This window comes from Micromonospora sp. NPDC049275 (assembly GCF_043197115.1).
In the GTDB taxonomy this organism is placed as follows: Bacteria; Actinomycetota; Actinomycetes; order Mycobacteriales; family Micromonosporaceae; genus Micromonospora.
Genome location: NZ_JBICSN010000013.1, coordinates 109,156 through 130,801 on the forward strand (window position 1 = coordinate 109,156; position 21,646 = coordinate 130,801).

Annotated in this window: 15 protein-coding genes and 1 pseudogene; 11 read left to right on the forward strand and 5 right to left on the reverse strand. The window is 70.6% G+C overall.

Annotated elements, in window-relative coordinates; all coding sequences use genetic code 11:
* Positions 1-185: 185 nt before the first annotated feature.
* From ACGFIE_RS27915 to ACGFIE_RS27950, 8 genes and pseudogenes are all read left to right on the forward strand, one after another.
* A complete protein-coding gene (locus tag ACGFIE_RS27915; RefSeq protein ID WP_393300047.1) occupies positions 186-7,151 on the forward strand; it encodes an RHS repeat-associated core domain-containing protein in 6,966 nt (2,321 codons plus the stop codon).
* Positions 7,152-7,509: 358 nt separating this feature from the next.
* Complete coding sequence (locus tag ACGFIE_RS27920) at positions 7,510-8,973, forward strand: efflux RND transporter periplasmic adaptor subunit (protein WP_393300050.1); 1,464 nt, start codon at positions 7,510-7,512, stop codon at positions 8,971-8,973.
* Positions 8,970-9,809 (forward strand): annotated as a pseudogene (locus tag ACGFIE_RS27925) (ABC transporter ATP-binding protein); the annotation flags it as partial. The gene ACGFIE_RS27920 and the pseudogene ACGFIE_RS27925, both read left to right, overlap by 4 nt.
* Positions 9,810-9,928: 119 nt before the next feature.
* Entirely contained in the window at positions 9,929-11,113 is a 1,185-nt protein-coding gene (locus ACGFIE_RS27930) for an ABC transporter permease (RefSeq protein ID WP_393300053.1), read from the forward strand.
* Between the two features lie 210 nt (positions 11,114-11,323).
* Complete coding sequence (locus tag ACGFIE_RS27935; RefSeq protein WP_007465625.1) at positions 11,324-11,533, forward strand: helix-turn-helix domain-containing protein; 210 nt, start codon at positions 11,324-11,326, stop codon at positions 11,531-11,533.
* A gap of 214 nt (positions 11,534-11,747) precedes the next feature.
* Entirely contained in the window at positions 11,748-11,849 is a 102-nt protein-coding gene (locus ACGFIE_RS27940; RefSeq protein ID WP_007465623.1) for a 30S ribosomal protein bS22, read from the forward strand.
* 121 nt (positions 11,850-11,970) lie between these two features.
* On the forward strand, positions 11,971-13,047 hold the full coding sequence (locus ACGFIE_RS27945; RefSeq protein ID WP_393300056.1) for an NAD-dependent epimerase/dehydratase family protein: 1,077 nt from the start codon (positions 11,971-11,973) through the stop codon (positions 13,045-13,047).
* 259 nt (positions 13,048-13,306) lie between these two features.
* Positions 13,307-14,164 (forward strand): lysophospholipid acyltransferase family protein, encoded by an 858-nt coding sequence (locus ACGFIE_RS27950; RefSeq protein WP_393300169.1) that lies wholly within the window; start codon positions 13,307-13,309, stop codon positions 14,162-14,164.
* A gap of 1 nt (position 14,165) precedes the next feature.
* Here the strand turns inward: ACGFIE_RS27950 and ACGFIE_RS27955 are convergent, their stop codons facing one another.
* The 3 genes from ACGFIE_RS27955 to ACGFIE_RS27965 form a co-directional block, all read right to left on the reverse strand.
* A complete protein-coding gene (locus tag ACGFIE_RS27955) occupies positions 14,166-15,035 on the reverse strand; it encodes an HAD family hydrolase (protein ID WP_393300059.1) in 870 nt (289 codons plus the stop codon).
* A gap of 134 nt (positions 15,036-15,169) precedes the next feature.
* Positions 15,170-16,057, reverse strand: a complete 888-nt coding sequence (locus ACGFIE_RS27960; RefSeq protein ID WP_393300062.1) for a DUF5667 domain-containing protein — start codon at positions 16,055-16,057, stop codon at positions 15,170-15,172.
* 281 nt (positions 16,058-16,338) lie between these two features.
* On the reverse strand, positions 16,339-17,301 hold the full coding sequence (locus ACGFIE_RS27965) for an ECF subfamily RNA polymerase sigma factor, BldN family (RefSeq protein ID WP_393300065.1): 963 nt from the start codon (positions 17,299-17,301) through the stop codon (positions 16,339-16,341).
* Positions 17,302-17,876: 575 nt separating this feature from the next.
* Here ACGFIE_RS27965 and ACGFIE_RS27970 point away from each other — a divergent pair.
* From ACGFIE_RS27970 to ACGFIE_RS27980, 3 genes are read left to right on the forward strand one after another with little or no spacing between them, the layout of a single operon-like run.
* A complete protein-coding gene (locus tag ACGFIE_RS27970; RefSeq protein ID WP_393300068.1) occupies positions 17,877-18,497 on the forward strand; it encodes an AMP-binding protein in 621 nt (206 codons plus the stop codon).
* The gene (locus tag ACGFIE_RS27975) at positions 18,487-18,741 is read left to right on the forward strand and encodes a glutaredoxin family protein (protein WP_234582371.1); all 255 of its coding nucleotides are present in this window, start codon (positions 18,487-18,489) and stop codon (positions 18,739-18,741) included. Before ACGFIE_RS27970 ends, ACGFIE_RS27975 begins: the two co-directional genes overlap by 11 nt.
* Before the next feature lie 20 nt (positions 18,742-18,761).
* On the forward strand, positions 18,762-19,427 hold the full coding sequence (locus ACGFIE_RS27980) for an HAD hydrolase-like protein (protein ID WP_363684467.1): 666 nt from the start codon (positions 18,762-18,764) through the stop codon (positions 19,425-19,427).
* On the opposite strand, the gene ACGFIE_RS27985 is transcribed toward ACGFIE_RS27980, so the two are convergent.
* Both ACGFIE_RS27985 and ACGFIE_RS27990 read right to left on the reverse strand, forming a co-directional pair.
* Positions 19,408-20,061: a response regulator transcription factor gene (locus tag ACGFIE_RS27985; RefSeq protein WP_030329744.1), complete on the reverse strand. Its 654-nt coding sequence runs from the start codon at positions 20,059-20,061 to the stop codon at positions 19,408-19,410. The two genes, ACGFIE_RS27980 and ACGFIE_RS27985, sit on opposite strands and share 20 nt — an antisense overlap.
* A gap of 58 nt (positions 20,062-20,119) precedes the next feature.
* Entirely contained in the window at positions 20,120-21,415 is a 1,296-nt protein-coding gene (locus tag ACGFIE_RS27990; protein ID WP_363684465.1) for a sensor histidine kinase, read from the reverse strand.
* Positions 21,416-21,646: the final 231 nt, after the last annotated feature.

Here is a 21,646-nt window from a genome sequence, read left to right on the forward strand (position 1 = left end):
TCGGACGTCACGCGGGGTCGTCCCTTTGGGACCATCTGCGACGGAAATGTCGGCCGTGATCTTGGTAATTCGTTATCCGCCCGTGACCTTCCGGGGAGGTGGACATGAAACATTGTTCGCGCCACGGGGGTGCACGATTGAACACCCTGCGTGGTTTTTCTGGATCTCGCAGAGGTGAGGGTGACATGGCCGGGCACGGGGGATTACGTCTGCTGAAACGTCCCAGACGTCTGGTGGCGTTAACTGCGGCAACGTCGCTGGTGGCGAGCCTGCTGACGGGTACGCCGGCGGTGGCGAAGCCGGAAGACGGCGGGTTGTCCAAACTGCCGCCCATGTCGCCCGGGCGGTCGGTGACCGGTGTCAAGCCCTTGCCGACGAACTTCGTGACTCCGCCCGACCAGGCGAAGTCGACCTACCGTCCGTCGCGGACGGCATGGCCGAAGGCCGCGTCGGCGACCGTGGAGCTGACCGGCGCGGCGGCCACGGCCCGGGCTGCGGCACCGGCGAAGACCCGCGCCGCGGGCACCCCGGTCTGGGTGGCGCCGGTCGCCACGGGCGGCCGCTACACCGGCCCGCAGCAGATGCGGGTCCGTGTCGCGGACCGGGCGGCTGCCGAAGCGGCCGGCGTGGACGGCGTACTGCTGTCCGTGACGCCGTCGGCGGGTGGACGCGTCAGCGGCTCGGTACGGGTCGGCCTCGACTACGCCGAGTTCGCCGAGGCGTACGGGGGCAACTACGGTTCCCGCCTGCGGCTCGTGCAGCTGCCGGCCTGCGCGCTCACCACGCCGACGCTCGCCGCCTGCCGGACACCGGTCCCGGTGCCCTCCACCAACGACACGGCGGCCAACACCGTGTCGGCCGAGGTGCCGCTGACGGCAGCCGCCGACAGCCGATCGGCCGGCTCTGCGATGGTGCTCGCCACCGTGGCCGGCGTCGGCGACGAGGGCGGCACAGGCGGCACCTACGCGGCGACCGATCTGAAGCCCTCCGGCTCCTGGACCGCGGGCGGCAGCACCGGGTCCTTCGCCTATTCGTACCCGTTGACCGTGCCGCCGTCCCGGTCGAAGCTCGTGCCGCAACTGGCCCTCTCCTACGACTCCGGCGGCGTCGACGGTCAGACCGTCGCGACCAACGCGCAGGCGTCCTGGGTGGGCGACGGCTGGACCACGCCGAAGTCGTACGTCGAGCAGACCTTCGTCTCCTGCTCGGACGACCCGGGCGGCAGCCCGTCCCCGGTCAAGACGAACGACCGCTGCTACGCCGGTCCGATCCTCACCCTCGCGCTGAACGGATCGTCGAGCTCGCTCATCTGGGACGCCGGCAAGAAGACCTGGAAGGCGCAGAACGACTCCGGCGCCGTGGTCAAGCGGGAAATGAACTCGGGCAATGGCAGCGGAACCAAGGACACCGACTACTGGCGGGTGACCGAGCGGGACGGCACGGTCTACGAGTTCGGCCGCAACCGCCTGCCCGGGTGGACGACGAACAAGCCGGAGACCAAGTCTGTCGACCACATCCCGGTCTACTCGGCGCACTCGGGAGACCCCTGCTACAACTCGGCAGGTTTCAGCTCCTCGGTCTGCACGATGGCGTACCGGTGGAACCTCGACTACGTCAAGGACGTCCACGGCAACGCCATGGCCTACTACTACAACCAGGCCACCAACTACTACGGGCGCAACGAGGGCGCGACGGACGTGATGTACATCCGGGACAGCAACCTCGCCCGGATCGACTACGGCTTCCGCGACAACGGCGCCTACGGCATCGTCCCCAACCAGGTGGTCTTCAACAGCGACGACCGCTGCCTCTCCGGCACCTGCAAACCGCTCAACGACGCGAACAAGGCCAACTGGCCGGACGTGCCGTTCGACCTGGTGTGCAACTCCGGCACCGACTGCAAGGCGTGGAGCCCGTCCTTCTTCTCCACCGTACGGCTGACCTCGATCGAGACCCAGCAGTACGACACCAGCAGCACCCCGTACAAGAAGGTCGACTCCTACGTTCTCGGCCAGACCATGCCGGCGACCGGGGACGGCACCGCGCCGACGCTGTGGCTGAACTCGATCACCCGCACCGGGCACGACACCACCTCCGGGGGCTCGGCCAGCGCCATCACCCTGCCCTCGGTGTCGTTCACCGGCATCAAGCTGCCCAACAGGGTGGACGTGAGGGGTGGCTACCCCTCGTTCTACCGGCAACGCATCGCGACGATCACCACCGAGACCGGCTCGGTCATCTCGCCCAGCTACGAGCTGCCGGAACCCTGCACCGCGCCGGTGACGCTCAATCCCGCGTCCAACACCAAGTCCTGCTTCCCGGTCTACTGGACGCCCGAAGGGGTGCCGGACCAGATCCGCGACTGGTTCCACAAGTACGCGGTCACCCGGGTCACCGCGACCGACCCGACAGGTGGCGCGCCGGCCACGTCCACCAGTTACCAGTACCTCGACGGTGCCGCCTGGCACTACGACGACAACGAGGTGGTCAAGGCCAAGTACCGCACCTACGGCCAGTTCCGCGGTTACGGCAAGGTCCGGGTGCGCAACGGCGACGGCGCGAACGACCCCCGCACGCTGGCGGAGACCACCTACTACCGGGGCATGAGCAGGAACAACAGCACCACGGTCGTCAACGTCACCGACAGCGCCGGCGGGGTCCACGAGGATGTGGACCAACTCGCCGGGCGTGCCCTTGAGGCAACCTCCTACCTGGGCGACGGCGGCCCGATCGACGGTTCGTCGATCACCTCGTACTGGGTGTCGGACGCGACCGCGACCCGTACCCGCACCGGCCTGCCGGCGCTGACCGCGACCTTCACGGCGCCGGTACAGACCTGGCGGCGACAGGCGGTCACATCCGGCGCCAGCACCACCTGGCGCTACAGCCAGACCGACATGTCGTACGACGCATCGATCACCTCGCCGACCTTCGGTCTGTTGCAGCACTCGTACGACCACACCGTGCCGGCGAACACCACCTATGACCGGTGCACCAGCACGACGTACGCTCCGGCCAACACCGATCTCAACCTGGTCGGCCTGACCAGCCAGGTCGAGACCGTGTCGGTTGCCTGCGCTGGTTTCCGCGCCGGCTCGCCGACGTCTGTGCCGGGCAGCACGAACACGCTTACCGCTCCGAGCACGGTCAGTCGGCCGGCGCAAGTTGTGTCGCACGTTCGGACCTACTACGACGACACGCAGTTCGCGACCACGTTCCCGCAGACCGCCCCGACCAGGGGCAACGTCACCATGGTCCGCAAGGCGTCCGACTGGGTCTCCGGCGCTTACGTCTACCAGACCACCGACCGGGCCGAGTTCGACCCGTACGGGCGCGTGACCGGCAGCTGGGACGGCAACGGCAACAAGTCCGTCACCAGGTACACCGACAACGCCGCCGGCCTGACCACCGGTATGACGTTGGAGAATGCGGAGGGCCACGCCTCCTCCACGACCATGACCACGCTGCGCAATCTGCCGGTGAGCAGCACCGACGCCAACAGCGTGGCCACCAGCACCCAGTACGACGCGCTCGGTCGGCTGACGGCGGCCTGGGTGGCGTCCCGGCCGACCAGTGCTCCGGCGAACGTCAAGCACAGCTACACGGTGTCGAAGACCGGAATAACCGCCACGACGACCGAGACCCTCAACAAGAACAACTCGTACAGAACCTCGACGACCATCTACGACGCCCTCTACCGGGTGCGGCAGACCCAGGCAGACACCAACCTGGGTGGCCGGATGGTCACCGACTCGTTCTACGACAGCCGGGGGTGGGTGCGGGCGACCTACAACGGCTGGTGGGACGCCGCCAGCGGACCGAACACGACTCCCGTCTACACCGACACGCTGCTCAAGAAGGCTCTGAACCAGACGTTCAACACCTACGACGGGCTGGGCCGGGTCATCCTGGCCGAGAGCGCCCGCGACGGCGTGGTCAAGTCGTCGACCAGGACGGTGTACAACGGCGACCGCACGACGGTCATTCCACCGACCGGTGGCACCGTGACCGCGACGGTCAATGATCCGATGGGCCGGCTGGAGAAGCAGCTCCAGTACACCGTTGCACCGACGCTGGTCTCGCCATCCAACCCGTTCACCGGCATCTACCGGCTGACCGGCGGCACCACGGTGGACAGCAGCTACGGCTACGACGGCCACGACAACCAGTCGACCCTGACCGACACGGCCGGCAACGTCTGGACCAGCACGTTCAACCTGCTGGGACAGGTGGTCGGCAAGGACGACCCGGACGCCGGAACCAGCACCATCCGCTATGACGGCGCGGGCAACGTCATCGAGTCGACGGACGGCCGTGGCAAGACCGTCTCGTCCACCTTCGACAAGATCAGCCGTCGTACGGCCAGCTTCGCCGCGTCGACCTCGGCGCAGTCGACCAGCAACCAGTTGGCCGCGTGGGTCTACGACAACGACAACAACGTCGCGCCGATCACGAACGCGATCGGCAAGCTGACCACCGCGACCGCCTTCCGCAACGGTGCGGCTTACAGCACCCAGTGGATCAACTTCGACGCCTACGGCAACTCGAAGGGCGAGACGATCACCATCCCCGCCGCGGAGGGGGCCCTCGGCAACACGTACGCGTTCGGGCACACCTACTCGGCGACGACCGGAATTCTCCTCAGCGACACCTATCCGGCGCGCGGTAACCTGCCCGCCGAGACCGTTATCCACAGCTACGGCGGAGTGCTGGACCTGCCGACGATCGTCGGTGGACTTGCCGGCTACAGCGCGTCCGTCGACTACGACGCGTGGGGTCGGATCACCCGCAACGTCGTCGGTTCGCCGACGAGCCTGGCCTCGATCGTCAACATCTACGACGACCACGACGGGCGACGCAAGCAGCAGCTGGTAACCAAGACGACGGCCACCACGACGGACGTCGACAAGCAGGAGTACGAGTACGACGTCTACGGCAACATCACCAAGACGATCAACACCCGGTACGAGCCGACGACGGTGTCCGAGACAGAGTGCTACCGGTACGACTCACTGCGGCGACTCACCAAGGCATGGACGGCGAAAGACGCGTGCGCGGTCGCCCCGACCGTCGGTAACCGCGCCATGGTCGGCAGCGGCATCGGCGCCACCAGCGCCTACTGGACCGAGTGGGACGTCGACTCGCTCGGCAACCGGAAGAGCCAGACCCAGTACTCCACGACCGGTGGGACCGACACCACCACCACCTACGCCTACGACGGCAACGGCAAGGGCCAGCCGCACACGTTGACGGGTACGACCACCACCGGTGGCCTGACCGGCAGCACCTCGTACGGCTACGACGACGCGGGCAACATGACCGCCCGCAAGGCCGGGCAGGGCACCCAGACGCTGAACTGGGACGACGCCGGCGAGCTGGCGTCGGTGACCGGCGGCACGGACGGGAACAGCTCGTTCCTGTACGACGCCGACGGCAACCTGCTGATCCAGAAGGACCCGCGGGTCACCACCCTCTACCTGCCCGGTCAGCAGATCACCCTCGACACCGCCACCCAGGCACTGAGCGGCACCCGCTACTACCCGCTGCCGGGCGGCGCGATGGCCTATCGCACGGGGAGTGGCAGCGCGTACGGGTTCACCATTCCGGACCACCAGGGCACGCCCAACCTCTACCTGAACAACACGGCCCAGGTGCCGACCTGGCGGCAGTACACCCCGTACGGCGCGCCCCGCGGCGCCACCGTGACGGCACCGGACAACCGTGGCTTCCTGAACCAGCCGCTCAACACCAACACCGGCCTGACCCAGGTCGGCGCCCGGAACTACGACCCGACCATCGGGCGGTTCGTCTCGGTCGACCCGTTGCAGGACCTGACCGATCCGCAGCAGTGGAATGGCTACTCGTACGCCAACAACTCCCCGGTCACGATGAGCGACCCGGACGGCCTGATTCCGGCCGACTGCATGGAGTATGACTGCTACGGCTACGATCCGCGGCCCCTCAAGGAGGGCGACGGCCGTGGTGCCGGCGGCTGCCCGGGCGGCTGTGGCACCGAGGCGAACAAGGACTGGGGCAAGAAGAACGGCAAGACGACCACCAGGAACGGGAAGCGGACTCACCCGCGGATCCTCGGGAACGTGATCTTTGTCCCCGAGACGGTGCCGCTGGAGGAGTTCACCCGTCGGTGGAACGACCAGCGCGCCGAGTGGCTCTCGGCGTCGGCCTTCAGCAACGACCTACTTGAGGCCCAGGACGAACGCGCCCTCGCCATGAACATCTGTCACGAGATGGGGCGGCCGGGCGGTTGCCAGGAGTGGATCGAGCAGCTCTACAGCCCTTACATCGATACTTTGGCAGCGACCCTGCCGGCAGACGAGATGTTCCAGAGCGGTGCGATCGCCGCGGCCAGCGGCGCGGCAGGTGCGGCGCTGAAGGGTGGGCGTCCTACCGGCGGCGGTGGCTGCAACTGTGGCTGCAAGAGCTTCAGCGGTGACACCGAGGTCCTCATGGCCGACGGCACCACGAAGCGATTCGACGAGATCAAGGCCGGCGACGAGGTCATGGCCGCGGACCCGGAGGCCGGCGAGCAGGGCCCCCGAGTCATCACCCATGTGTGGGTCCACCAGGACGACCTCATCGAACTCCAGCTCGTTGGTGCGACAATCACAACGACCGAGGATCATCCGTTCTGGAATCAGACCGACCGGGAGTGGCAGCGGGCTGATGATTTTGATCCTGGCGACATGGCTCTTCTGGCGGGAGGCGGCACTCGATCGGTCGTCGGCATTCGTCCGAATACCGCTCATCTAGCGCTCGCTTACAACCTCACCGTGGATGGCATCCACACATATTATGCGCTGGCCGGAACTTCCGCCGTTCTAGTTCACAATATCGGGCCTGGTGGCTGTGTCCCGGGACCGTCGTCGTGGAAGGAGGACTACACTAAGTTGACGCCGGGCGACAGTACTGGCGTCAAGGTAGTCCGTACCGAAGCTGAGTTGAAAATACTCTTCAGGCGCTGGACTCAGGGTGCAGAAGCGCTCCCTGCTCGTGGCCCGAAGATTCCGGAAGTTTATAAAACGTCCGACGGCACGGTCGTGCAGTGGCGGACTTTCTCGGGGAGCGGCGGAAATACGATCGACATCAACCCTCCCGGCTCGAGAGGTTACAAGGTTCATGTCCAGCAATGACGAGATAATTCGGGACCTGTTGGATGAGGGGCTAGACGATGTGGTGCCCCTCGGTCGAATCATTGGTTCCGCCCGAGAGGCATGTGGGCCGAGGTCTGACCTCGTCCGAGAAACAGCCATTTCCCTGATCTCGCAGCTTATCGAAGGTGAGCTGATGATCCCAGGGGATCTTGGCCATAGCGGGTTCGAAGCTTGGTCGGGGTCAAGGGATGAGCTGGTTAAGCGTGTAGTCGAGGAGTCCGAGCGACTGGATTGGGAACCTCTCGGTGCTGGTTGCTGGTGGTCCAATACCGAGAAGGGAGATAGATTGGCGCAGGCCTGACTAGCGTCGCTCAATGGGTTGGCGGACCTATTATTCATGGCCGCCAACCCATTGACCTTAGGGCCACTATCCGTCGGGTGCCTACTCCCCGGTCAAGCTCGCCCGTACGATCGATGGGTGCGCCGCCCCCACCCGCTGCGGCCCGCGAGCGCCACGCGGCCCCGCCTGCTCATCGCCCTGACCGCCGTCGCCGTCCTCACCGCCACCACCGCCGCGTCCTGCGGCGACGAAGATCCGGATCTCGCCTTGGCCTCGGCCGCCCGCAACCCGGTGACCGAGGTGATCGACGCCCCGGCCACGGTTACCGCCCGCGCCGCCGCCACCCTCACCGCGCCCGCCGACGGCACCCTGGCCAGCCTGCGCGTCCAGCCTGGACAGCGGGTCAAGCGCGGTCAGGTGCTCGCTGTGGTCAACTCACCGAGTGCCCAGCAGCGTCTCCGCCAGGCGAAGGAGGCGCTGACCGCCGGGAAGCGCGCCGGCCGCGGCGTCGGAGCGGGCAACCTGAGCAGCAGCCGGCGGGGCACCGACAAGGCCGCCGAGGAGGCGTTCGACGCCGCCCGCAAGGCCGCCGAGAAGATCGCCGACCCGCAGTTGCGCGACGCGCTGCTGACCCAGGTGACGTCCGCGCAGCGGCAGTACGCCGCCGCCGCGCGCAGCGCCGACCAGGCGGTCCGCGCGGTGCAGCGGGGGATCAACGGGTTGAGCTCCGCCGTCGGCTCGCTCGCCGCGGCGCAACGGCTCCAGGCCCAGCAGGCGTACGACCTGGCGAAGGCGACGGTCGACGCGCTGACCCTGCGCGCTCCGATCGCCGGAGTGGTGCAGCCTGGCGGCACGCGGGCCGGCGGCGGTGCCAACGGTGGGCTGGCCGGCTTGCTGGAGCAGGCCGGTGGGGCCGGGATCGACCCGTCCGCGCTGGCCCCCGCCCAGGGCGGCCCGCCCGCCGGGGTCGACGACGCCGTCGCGGTCGGCGGTCAGGTCACCGCCGGCACGCCGGTGCTGACCGTGGTGGACACCGGGCAGTTGGGGCTGCTCGCCGACGTGGACGAGACCGACGTGCTGCTGGTCAAGGCCGGTGTGAGCGCCACCGTCGAGCTGGACGCGGTGACCGGCGCAAGCTACGACGCCACCGTCCGGTCCGTCGACGTGCTTCCCACCAGCTCCGCGCAGGGCGGCGTCACCTATCGGGTACGCCTCACACTGGGCGCGGGGAAGCTGGTCGAGGACGCGCCCGCCCCGACGCCCCGCCCCGGCATGAACGCGATCGTGCATCTGCGCGTACGCGAGGCCTCCGACGCGGTGACCGTCCCCGCCTCCGCGGTGTTCTCCGCCGACGGCCGGGACGCGGTGTGGGTGGTCCGCGACGGCAGGGCGGACCGGGCGCCGGTGACAGTTGGCGTCCAGGGGTCCGACCTGGTGCAGATCCTCAACGGCGTCCAGGCCGGCGACCGGGTCGTGGTGCGCGGCACCGACCAGGTGCGCGACGGCCAGGAGGTCCGGTGACCGACACCCCGCCGGCCATCGAGGCGGTGGACGTGTCGCGGACGTATGAGTTGGACGGGGTGTCGGTCGAGGCGCTGCGCGGGGTGTCGTTGACCGTGCAGCCGGGTGACTACGTGGCGCTGGTGGGGCCGTCCGGCTCGGGCAAGTCCACGCTCATGCACCTGCTGGGGGGTCTCGACCGTCCGACAGGTGGCCGGTTGGTGATCGGCGGGCGGGACGTCAACGCCCTCTCGCCGCCGGAGATGGCCGCCCTGCGCAACGAGACGATCGGTTTCGTCTTCCAGGCGTTCCACCTGCTGCCGCGTACGTCGGCGGTGGAGAACGTGGCGTTGCCCCTGGTCTACCGGGGTGTGTCGGCCCGTCAGCGCCGGGAGCGGGCGGCGGCGATGCTTGGTCGGGTCGGTCTCGGGCACCGGCTGGACCACCGGCCCAACCAGATGTCCGGTGGCGAACAGCAGCGGGTCGCCATCGCCCGCGCGCTGGTCACCGAGCCGACGGTGCTGCTGGCCGACGAGCCGACCGGCAACCTGGACAGCGTGACAGGCGCGGCGGTCCTGGAACTGCTGGAGCGGTTGAACGCGGAATCCGGGGTGGCGTTGGTCATGGTCACCCATGACCAGGAGGTGGCGGCTCGGGCCGCCCGGCGGATCACCATGCGCGACGGTGTGGTGGTGGCGGAGAGCGCCGCCGACCTTCATGATCGACCGCTGTCCGTCGATCACGGTCGACCTGAGACACTGGTCCCCGCTCCCAGCGCGGAGCCCCGGTCCGTTTCCGGAAGCGGCCCGGGGCACCCGTCCGGTGGCTCCGGTGGCGCCGCCGGAGCCACCGGGCGCCTTCCGCAGCCGCCGACCGGCGACGGCACCTCCGATCAGGCCGTCGGAGCCAACGCGACGCACGAGCCGACAAGTGCCGAGGCCGTGCAACAGTCGTCCGCCGACAACCGGAGCGAGTCGTGAGGGTCGCCGAGGCGTGGCGGGTCGCGTTGGACGCGCTACGGGCCAACCGGCTGCGCAGCTCGCTCACAATGCTCGGCGTGATCATCGGGGTGGCGTCGGTGGTGCTGCTGGTAGCGATCGGCACCGGCACCAAACAGAAGGTGGAGCAGCAGGTCGAGGGGCTCGGCTCCAACCTGCTCCTGGTCGTCCCCGGCAAGATCGAGGTAGGCACCGCGCCCGTCGTCTCGCCGTTGACGCTCAAGGACGTGGACGCGGTCTCCCGGGTCGTCGGCGATCCCCAGCGGGTCGCGGTCACCGTCGCCTCCGGGGCGACCGCACGGGCCGGCGTCCACTCCGACTTCACCACCGTGCAGGGCGTGCTGGAGACCACCCCGACGGTGTTCACCCGGTCGCTGGCCCGGGGCCGCTACCTCACCGGCACGGACGTGGACACCAGCCGGCGGGTCGCGGTCCTCGGTGACTCGGTGGCCCGCGCGTTGTTTCCCGACCGTGATCCGCTGGGTCAGCAGGTGACCCTCGCCGGGGTGCGGTTCCGGGTCATCGGCGTGTTCGCGCCCCTCGGGCAGAGCCTCGGCGTCGACCGGGACGACGAGGTGCACGTGCCGGTCACCGCCGCGCAGCGACTGTGGGGCACCCAGCGGGTGGACGGCATCGCCGTGAAGGCGCCGGACCGGGAGCGGATCGACGAGTTGGGCGAGCGCATCGTCGCCGAGCTGAACCGCCGCCACCCGGACACCGAGTTCAGCGCGGTCACGCAGCAGCAGATCCTCGGTGTGCTCGGCGACATCCTCGGTGTGCTCACCGGTGTACTGGCCGCCATCGCCGGAATCTCGCTGCTCGTCGGCGGCGTCGGCGTCTCCAACATCATGCTGGTGAGCGTCCGGGAGCGGACCCGGGAGATCGGGCTGCGCAAGGCCGTCGGCGCCCGCCCCCGCGACATCAGCGTGCAGTTCCTGCTGGAGGCCGTGCTGCTCACCACGATCGGCGGGCTGACCGGGATGGCGCTGGGCGTGGGCACCGCCCTGCTGGTGGACGCGCTGTCCCCGATCCCGGCGGCGATCACCTGGTGGTCGCTGGCGCTGGCCTTCGGGGTGTCGGCCGCGGTGGGAATCATCTTCGGGGTGGTTCCCGCGCAGCGCGCAGGTCGCCTCGACCCGGTGGTGGCGCTTCGCGCCGAGTGAGACCGGCCGGCCAACCGGACGACCGACGCAGGCGGGGAGATAGCGGGAGCACGGATCGGGTGAACCGACGATCCAGGCATGATCAGTTGTACGAAGGGATCGCGCCGGTCACAGCCGCCCCGCTACCGTACTGGTAACACGCGCGTCGCCGCCCGACCCGGAGCATCCGTCGGGTTGGCACGCGCCGGGCATGGGATGGGTCGGTGAGCCATGGCCGGGTCGCAGTCCGATGGACGGCTGTCGGAGGTCAAGTTCCTGACCGTCGCGGAGGTGGCGACGGTCATGCGGGTGTCGAAGATGACCGTCTATCGCCTCGTGCACAGCGGTGAGCTCACCGCTGTCCGGGTGGGGCGGTCGTTCCGGGTGCCCGAGCACGCGGTGCACGAATACCTGCGGGGCGCGTTTCAGGAAACCGCCTGAGCCACCGGTCCGCCGGTCGAGTGCCACGTAGGCGGCATGGACGGGGGCGCGTTGGTCCTGCTGACGCTCTCCGGCTACCCTGGAGCCCGACCGAGACCCCACCGGTGCGCCCCGCCACCCAGACCGGTCCGGTCCGTTGTCCGCATGCGGTCGCCGTCGCCACCTGCGTGGTGTCATCCGGCCCGCCCCGCACGTTGTATCGAAAGGCTGTCGTATGGGCTCGGTGGTCAAGAAGCGCCGTAAGCGCATGGCTAAGAAGAAGCACCGCAAGCTGCTGCGCAAGACCCGCGTCCAGCGTCGCCGTCTCGGCAAGTGATCGTCGCCGGGCGCAGCCCGGCACTTCGACGTCACTTGCCAAACAGTCGACCTTCGGAGGCTCAGGTGATCAGGCCGTGGTTCTCCCGGCTCGATCCCTCCTGTCGGCGTAGGTGCGTCAGATGACCCCCGGTAGCACCCCAGGTGCTCCGGGGGTCGTCGTCGTCACCGGGGTCGGCCGGTACCTGGGCGCGCACGTGGCGGCCCGGCTGGCCGCCGACCCCCGCATCGAACGGGTCATCGGCGTGGACGCGCCGGAGCCGGGCGCGGAGTTCACCGATCTGCTGGACCGGGTCGAGCGGATCCGCGTCGACCCGGGGTCGCTCGGCGGGCTCCTCGCCGACCTGGAGGTCGACGCGGTGGTCCACCTCGCGTTGGTAAGCGCCCCCGACCAGCAGCATGGCGGCCGGTCGGCCATGAAGGACCAGAACGTCATAGGCACCATGCAACTGCTCGCCGCCTGCCAGCGGGCGCCCCGTCTGCGCAAGCTGGTGGTCCGGTCGTCGACCGCCGCGTACGGGGTGTCGTTCCGCGATCCGGCGGTGTTCACCGAGGAGACCGAGCCACGCGAGGTGCCGCGCGGCGGTTTCGGCCGCGACATCCTCGACGTCGAGGGGTACGTTCGCGGCTTCCGCCGTCGCCGGTCCGACGTGACCGCGACGGTGCTGCGCTTCGCCCCGTTCATCGGTTCGACAGCCGACACGACGTTGACGCGCTACTTCGCGCAGCCGTTCGTGCCGACCGTCTTCGGCCGCGATCCCCGACTGCAGTTCCTGCACTTCGACGACGCGTTGGAGGTGCTGCACCTGTCGATCGTGGAGGATCACCCGGGCACCTACAACGTCGCCGGTCCGGGGGTGCTGTCGCTGTCCCAGGCGATCCGGCGGGCCGGTCGGGTGGCCGTGCCGGTGCTGGAGCCTGGTCTCTCCGGCGCCGCGGCGCTGGCCCGCACCATGGGCTTCGGCCGCTACGGCCTGGACCAGGTCGATCTCTTCGTGCACGGGCGGGTCGTCGACACCACCCGACTGGAGCAGGAGTACGGCTTCACACCCCGCTCCACCGCCGCCGCGTTCGACGACTTCATCCACGCCCACCACGGTGGGGTGGTGCTCAGCCGGGGTCAGTTGGCCGCTGCCGAGCAGTTGGTCCTGGACGGCATCCGGCAGGTCCGAGCAGCCGTGCGGGAGCGGACGCCATGAGCGCCAGGCGTACGCCTGTCGTGCGCGTCGCCGAGGTGCCGTCGTGACCGGGCCGGCGCACGGGCGTGAACCGGCGGGTCTGGGGCCGTTCGACGTACCGCCGGGGCCGCCCGTGCCGGACGCGGAGCCGGCGCGGCGCAACGGCCACCGACCGGCGAGCCGGCTCGCGCCCGCCGCGACGTCGGGCGACGAGGTCGACACCGCGACCGACGACCCGGTGAGCGCGGGCGACGACCCGACCGCCGGCGGCGGTCCGGCGGTGCGGGATCGGCCCGGGGACCAGTGGGACCGCCGGGTCGCGAACGGGCTGGCGTTCCTGCGTCGGCGGTTGGCCGGTGACTACGAGGTCGACGAGTTCGGGTTCGACCCGGAGCTGACCGACGCTGTCTTCCATCCGCTGCTGCGGCTGCTCTATCGGGACTGGTTCCGCACCGAGGTCAGCGGGGTCGAGCACGTTCCCGTCGACGGGCCCGCGCTTGTGGTCGGCAACCACTCGGGCACCGTGGCCCTGGACGCGTTGATCCTCTCGGCGGCCTTGCACGACAAGCACCCCGCCCACCGCTACCTGCGCCTGCTCGGCGCCGACCTGGTCTTCCGGATGCCTGTGGTGTCGGAGATCGCCCGCAAGACCGGCGGCACGGTGGCCTGCAACCCGGACGCCGAGCGGCTGCTCGGCGGTGGCGACCTGGTCGGCGTGTTCCCCGAGGGGTTCAAGGGCATCGGCAAGCTCTACGCCGACCGGTACAAGCTGCAACGGTTCGGCCGGGGCGGTTTCGTCTCGGCGGCGCTGCGCACCGGCACGCCGATCGTCCCGGTCGCCATCGTCGGTGGCGAGGAGATCTATCCGATGCTCGCCGACATCAAGCCTCTGGCGCGGCTGCTCAAGCTGCCATACTTCCCGGTCACGCCGACGTTCCCCTGGCTCGGGCCGCTGGGCATGGTGCCGCTGCCCAGCAAGTGGCTCATCGAGTTCTGCCCGCCGATCCCCACCGCGCACCTGACCGACTCGGCGGACGATCCGCTGGTGGTCTTCAACCTGGCCGACCAGGTGCGGGAAACCATCCAGCAGACCCTGCACTCGCTGCTGGAGCGGCGACCGGACCCGTTCGGCCCCTGAGTCAGCCGGCGCGGCGGCGGCGTTGCAACGCCAGGCCGGCGGTGACCGCGCCGGCGACCAGGCCGGCCGCCGCCGTCGACGGTACGGCGATCTTGACGGCCCGACGGCCGGTGCGAAAGTCCCGTACCTCCCAACCGTGCTGGCGGGCCTGGCGCAGCAGGGTGCCGTCCGGGTTGACCGCCACCGCCCGGCCCACGGCGGAGAGCAGCGGCAGGTCGTTGGCCGAGTCGCTGTAGGCCGCGCAGCGGCTCAGGTCCAGCCCTTCCACGGCGGCGAGCTGCGTGACCGCCTCGGCCTTCGCCGGGCCGTGCATGAGGTCGCCCACCAACCGCCCGGTGTACGCCCCGGCCCGCACCTCGGCCACCGTGCCGATCGCACCGGTCAGGCCGAGTCGGGTGGCGATCACCCGCCCGATCTCCACCGGGGCGGCGCTGACCAGCCACACGCGCTGACCGGCGTCGAGGTGGCGCTGGGCGAGCTGCCTGGTGCCGGCCCAGATCCGGGGCGCCATCAGCTCGTCGAAGATCTCCTCCGAGAGGCGTTCCACGTCGTCCACCCGCCAGCCTTCGACGAAGGCCAGCGCGGTCTCCTTCGCCTGTGACATGTCGCCGGCGTGCTCGCGGGCGAGCAGCCGGAACCGGAGCTGCTGCCAGGCGAAGCGGGCCAGGTCGGCGGTCGTGAGGTAGTTCCGGGCGGCGAGCCCGCGGGCGAACCAGTAGATCGACGCGCCCTGCATCATCGTGTTGTCGACGTCGAAGAACGCCGCGGCGGCCCGGTCCGGCGCGGGTGGGGTCACCGGCGCGAGCTCGGTCTCCGCCCACCCGGCGGTGTGACCCAGGGCGTCGGTGCTGACCGTCACCTTGCGGCTCACGCGACTCCCTTCTCACCAGGTACGACGGATGCCTCCAGCGAGGGTAGCCGGAGCACACGGTCGAACGGCCGGGCCACAGGGAACTGTGGTCCGGCCGGTCAGGCGTGCGGTATGGGGAGTGCCGGGCGGGCGGGTCAGCGGTCGCCGGGGCAGGTGGTCGGTGTGGGTCCGAGCGCGTCGCTGCCGGTCGGAGCGGGCAGGCCGCAGGCGATCGCCGCCCGAACCGAGTCCGAGCGCTCCCGGATGGTGTCCAGCAGGGCCAGGGAACGCCGGGTCCGTTCCCGGTCGGCTCGGCTGGCGCCGTCGAGCAGGTTGGTCACCGCCCGACGCTGGCTGGTGACGAACGTGTTGACGGTGTCCAGGCTGGCCGGTTCGGCCCGCTGGACGGCGGCGGCGGTGAGCAGGCGAATGCCCTGCCGGGTGTCGGCGTCCATGTCGTCGAGGACGGCGCTGTAGCCGATGCGGTCACCGCGCAGCTCGGCGGCTTCGCCGAGCCTGGTCCGGGCGAAGTCCAGGAACAGTTGGCCGCGGCTGATGTCCGAGCTGGCCAGGGCGAGCTGGGCTCGCTCGGTGGAGCGCTTCATGCCGTACAACGCGTCGCCGGGGACGGCGTTCTCGCTGGCGGCGGAGATCCCGGAGACGGCGATGGCACCGGCAGCGATGCCGACCAGGATCGCGCCTCGGGCGCGGGCCCGTCGGGCGGTGACCGCGGGTAGCAGCGAGCCGCGGCTCGTTGCTGCGGCCCGCGGGGCAGCCGGCTCGGCGGTCGCCGGGGTGGTGCCCATCCCCTCGCGCTCGGCGGTGGCGAGCAGCATCGCTCGCAGGCCGGTGCGGAAGTCGGGGTTCACCTCGGCCGTGGGGGGATCGACGCTGAGTCGCTGGCCTACTGCGACGAGCGGTGCCAGCTGGCTGTCCACTCGGGACCGCACGTGGTGCCGCCGGCCGCCGTTGGCCTCGTCGAGAAGCTGCGCGAAGCGCTCGGCGCGCCGGCGGGAGAAGAGGATGTCGTCCACCGCAGGCACCTCCTCTCGCTGGTCACGGCCGGTCGGCCGCCATCGTTGCCAGCGACCGGGCGGCTCTGTGACACCACGGAGGTGAGGCCCCGTCCGGCGTGCCGGTCGGACCTCGGTGCCCCGGGCCTGCCGGGACAACCACCGGTCGCACCCGGAGAAACGCGGCGGACCGGGCACGGGTTACGGGCCTGGCGGGGCGGAAATCACACAAAGTGATCGACGTCACCGGGCAGCACCCACCCTGAGCTGCCCGGACATTGATCGACGCCCGTCGGTTCCCGCGGCGAGAATCACGGTTGGAAGCCGTCGGGCAGGAGCCGGGCGAGCGCGCGAACGGCCCGGTACTGCAGGGCCTTGATGGCACCCTCGTTCTTGCCCATCGTCCGGGCGGTCTCGGCGACCGAGAAGCCCTGGAGGAACCGGAGCACGATGCACTCCTGCTGCTCCGGGTTGAGCTGCTTGACGGCGGTGAGCAGGGCGACGTTTGTGATGTGTTCGACCACCGCGGCTTCCGGGCTGCCCTCCGGGCCCCGGTCCTCGCGGTCGGCGTCGAGCACGTCGCCGGTGGTGACCTCCAGCCGGTACCGGCCGGACTTGAAGTGGTCCGCCACCAGGTTGCGGGCGATGGTCACCAGCCAGGCGCCGAGATCGCGGCCCTGCCAGGTGAAGCTGCCGATCCGCTTGAGGGCGCGCAGGAACGTGTCCGAGGTGAGGTCCTCGGCGAGCTGGCGGTTACCGACCCGGAAGTAGACGAACCGGAAGACGGTGTCGACGTACCTGTCGTAGATGAGGCCGAACGCCTCGGACTCGCCTGCCTGTGCCCGCTCGACAAGCGTCCAGACCTCGGTGGCCGGGTCAGACGGGTCCGGGCGGCTGGGGAAGCCGGTCGGGGTGATCGGGGCGGTCGGGGTGTCCGCCGGGACCGCCGGGATCACCGCCGTCTCGCCAGCCGCCGGATCGGTGACGGGCGCCGGCGCGTCGCCGACCCGACGGCCCTGGGAGGGCATGGTCGGCCGGGCCGGTGCGGCGACACGGCCACCGGTCGGCATCGCGTTGCCACCGGGGGCCGCCGGTCTTGGTGGGGGCTCGTTGGTGTGCGGGCGATTGCGAGTGCGCTGGGCGGCGTTGTCACCGCGCGTAGCGCCGTGCGGGTCGCCCAGCGGCGCACGGGCCGCCTGTCGTTCGTTGACGGGGGAGCGGGGCGTCTGGCCGGTCAGGCCGACCGGGCGGTCCGCGTATCCGAAGGTGGTCACCGCGCGGCCCCCGTCCCGTTGGTCACCGGGCGGGCCGGTTTACGGGTCGTCGGTGCGGACCGACCGGGCAACCGGTCGGGCAGGACGGTTCCGGGGTGTGCCGACGGGCGGCAGTTCCCCTTGAGGTGCTGGTCCAATGCGCTGACAGGCACGGGGGCCTCCTCGGGCTGAGGGGTGTCGACTCACGGCAAATGGGGTGAGCCGACCCGAGTGATAATAGGGCCAACGTCACCCGCGCGTGGCAAGTCCGTTACACAGGGCGGAAGTATTTCCCGCTGTGTCGCACCTGTGGCGGACCGGTTGTCCGTCGTGTGCGTTTGACATTCGCCTGGGCCGGTGTTCCAGGATGGATCCCCAGGTCGGGGCCAGTTTGGCCGATCGGGTGCGCCGCCTCGGCCGGCCGCCGGGCGAGCCGGTCCGAAGCGTCCGTCGAGCACGCCGGTCGTCCCGCCGACCGGACCGGATGGGATCACCCGCGGCACGGCGACTGTCCCGTTGGCGGGACAGTCGACAGTCCTCGCCGCCCGACCGTCGGACGTGGCCTGTCGACCGCCGCTGTGCCAGACTCGACCACCGTGCAGGACCACTCGGCAGACCCCGCGCCGAACCTCGCCGCCCGGGTCCGTCGGGCGGCTCTCGACAGTGGTGACCGTCCCGCGCTGCATTGGCGGGAGGGGCGCGTCAGCTGGTCCGAACTGGACGCCGCCGGGACCGCCGCCGCACACGGCCTGGCCGCCGCCGCGCCGCCGACCGCCGCCGCGCGTCCCCTTCCGCGCCGGGGCGGCGACGACCTCGCCGTACTGCTCTATACGTCCGGGACCGAGGGGCGTCCGAAGGGCGCGATGCTCTCCCACCGTGCGCTGCTGGCCGACCACGTACGCGGACTCGACGCCTATCCGCACGAGGTCGAGCTGGTGCTCGCCGGGCACCCCGGGGTGGTCGAGTCGGCGGTACCGGGTGTGCCGCACCCGCGAACCGGCGAGACTGTGCGGGCGTACGTGGTGCCGGCACAGGGCCGACCGGTGACCAGCGAGGAGCTGCTCGCCCACTGCGCACGCAACCTGGCCCGGTTCAAGTGCCCGACCGCAGTCGAGTTCGTCGACGCGCTGCCGCACTCGTCGATCGGCAAGGTACGCAAGACCCAGCTCCGGTCGGCGACGCCGACCGCCCGCACGGAGGTAACCGATGGCCAGTGACGCCCGACTCGCCCTGATCACCCGACCCGGCTGCCACCTGTGCGACGACGCCAAGGCGGCGCTCGACCGGGTGGTCGCGGTCACCGGCGACAAGTGGGTCGAGTGGGACGTCACAGGCGACGAGGGGCTGGAACGGGAGTACGGCGACCGCCTCCCGGTGGTGCTGCTCGACGGCAAGGAGCACGGCTACTGGCGGGTCGAGGAGGACCGGCTGCTGCGGGACCTGACCACCCCGCAGCTCTGAGCGGTGCCTATGGTGCTCCGATGACCCCTGCGCACCCCCACCTCGTCTGGGACTGGAACGGCACCCTGCTCAACGACCTCAGCCTGGTGGTGGCCGCCACCAACGCCGCGTTCGCCAGCGTGGGCGGGCCGGTGGTCACGCTCGACGAGCACCGGACGCGGTTCCGTCGGCCGATCGCCGACTACTACGCCGAGGTGCTCGGCCAGGCCGTGGACGACGACGCGTTCGGCCGCCTGGACCGGATCTTCCACGACGCGTACCGCGACGGGTTGACCACCTGCGAGCTGGCCTCGGATGCGCAGACCGCGATGGCCGCCTGGGAGGGCAGCCAGAGTCTGCTCTCCATGTGGTTCCACGAGGAGCTGGTGCCCACCGTGCACACCTACGGGCTGACCGGCCACTTCACCCGCGTCGACGGGCTGCGGGCCACCGTCGGCGGTGACCGCAAAGCCGAGTCGCTCCGGCGGCACCTGGCCGAGCTGGGCGTGGACGGCAGCGCTGTGGTGCTGATCGGCGACTCCATCGACGACGCGGACGCGGCCCTCGCCGTGGGCGGCCGGGCGGTCCTCTACACCGGCGGCTTCACCGACCCGGCCCGGCTGCGCGCCTCCGGCCACCCGGTCGCCGACACCCTCACCGACGCGGTGGCCCTGGCCGCCCGGGAGGTCAGTTCCGCAGGTAGGTGAGGACGGCAAGCACCCGCCGGTGCTGCTCGGTGTCCGGCGGGAGGGTGAGCTTGGTGAAGATGTTGCGCACGTGCTTCTCCACCGCGCCGTCGCTGACCACCAGGGCGCGGGCGATGGCCGTGTTGGACCGGCCCTCGGCCATCAGGGCCAGCACCTCCCGTTCGCGTGGGGTCAGCTCGCGCAGCGGGTCGTCGCGGCGGCGGCGGGCGAAGAGCTGGCCGACCACCTCCGGGTCGAGCACCGTGCCGCCGCCGGCCACCCGGCGCAGCGCGTCCAGGAACTCGTCGATCGCGGCCACCCGGTCCTTGAGCAGGTAGCCGATGCCACCGCCGGCGCCGCCGGTGGTCGCCAGCAGGTCATCGGCGTACGACACCTCGACGTACTGGGAGAGCACCAGGATCGGCGTACGCGGCACCAGCCGACGCGCCTCCACCGCCGCCCGCAGTCCCTCGTCGGTGTGCGACGGCGGCATCCGGACGTCGACGATCGACACGTCCGGCCGGTGCTCCACCACCGCCTCGACCAGAGCGTCACCGTCCCCGACGGCGGCCACCACCTGGTGCCCGCTCTCGGTCAGCAGCCGCACCAGCCCCTCCCGGAGCAGGACGGCGTCGTCCGCGATCACAATGCGCATGGCTGTGGTGTCTACCACGTCCGGCCCACCGTCCGGGCTCGGCGCGGTGTTCGGCGGCTCACAGCGGAAGCTCCGCGCGGATCTCGGTGGGCCCGCCGGTCGGGCTCACCACTGCCAGCTCCCCGCCGGCCGCCCGGACCCGGTCGGCGATGCCGGCCAGCCCGTGGCCCTTGGCGAGGTGGGCGCCACCCTGCCCGTCGTCGCCCACCCGCACCTGGAGCTGGGTCTCCTGGCGGGCCACGGCGACCACGGCCTCGGTGGCCCGACTGTGCTTGGCGATGTTCGTCAGCGCCTCGGCCACCACGAAGTACGCGGTGTTCTCCACCGCCGGGTCGAGCCGCCCGCCCGGCGTGCCGAGCTGCCGGTCGACCTGGAGCTCGATGGGGATGAGCCCACGGCCGGCGAGCGCGGCCAGGGCGCTGGGCAGGCCCCGGTCGACAAGGATCGGTGGGGCGATGCCCCGGGACAGCGCCCGCAACTCGGCCAGCGTCTCCCGGGTCTGGGTCACCGCCTCGTCGATGGTCCGGCCGGCGGCCTCCGGGTCGGAGGCGAGCTGCATCCGGGCCCGGCTGAGGTCCATCGCGAGCCGAACCAGGCGCTGCTGTGGGCCGTCGTGGATGTCTCGTTCCAGCCGGCGCAGCGCGGACGCCTCGGCGGACACCGCAGCCCGCTTCTGCTCCTCCAGCACGGTGATCCGGTCCCGCATCTCGGCCACCCCGGTCAGCAGGGCCTTGGCGAAGCTGCCCTGCAGGAGCGCGCAACCCCGAGCCACGATCGGCAGCGTGATCAGGAAGAACACCCCGATCGCGGTGGTCACCCCGATCCGGGCAGTGGTCGAGTCGCCCAGGCCGAGCAGCTGGGCCAGGTCGCTGTCGTCCCTGCCGTGCGGCAGCGCCCAGTCGTACACCCAGTAGAGGGAGCCGGCGGCAGCGGCGATCCACCAGGCCAGCGTCAGCACGAAGGTGACCAGCGCCACGATCACCCGCAGGATGCCGTGCGCCAGGTCGAGCCAGGACTGGGCGTCGCGCATCGGCAGGAAGATCCGCCGCCAGGCGTTCGCGCCCGCCTCCGGGAGTCGGTAGTGCGGTCGGATCCGGGGTTGTCGCAGCACGGCGGGCAGCCGCAGTCGCTCGATGTCGGCCAGCCCCCGGGCGGCGTACAGGGTGCCGCTGAGGATCGGCAGGCCGATCACGGTGACCACCAGGCCGACACCTGCCACGAGGCCCACGGCGAGGACGACGAAGCTGGCCACCGCCAGGGGGAGGCCGAGCAGCACGTAGCCGGAGTCGACGAAGAGCTGGCGGGGGATGCTCGGTGCCAGCGTCGGATGGTCGCTGGCGGCAACGGCGGTCATAGCCACAGGCTAGGCAGCCGGGCCCGCTGTCCCCATCCCGAAGCCCCGCCTCTCGCCCGTAGTGCTGTCCCTACCGCCGTCCTGACCAGGGCTTGACCGCCGTCGGAACCGGCCGACGCGGGATTGGTCAGAGAAGTCGGGATTGAGCAATAATCGCCCGGGCGGCGGGCGCAAAGGGCCGCTCAATCGATCTTGTGGAATGGAGGGGCTGGTGGGGTCGCGTCCCGGAGC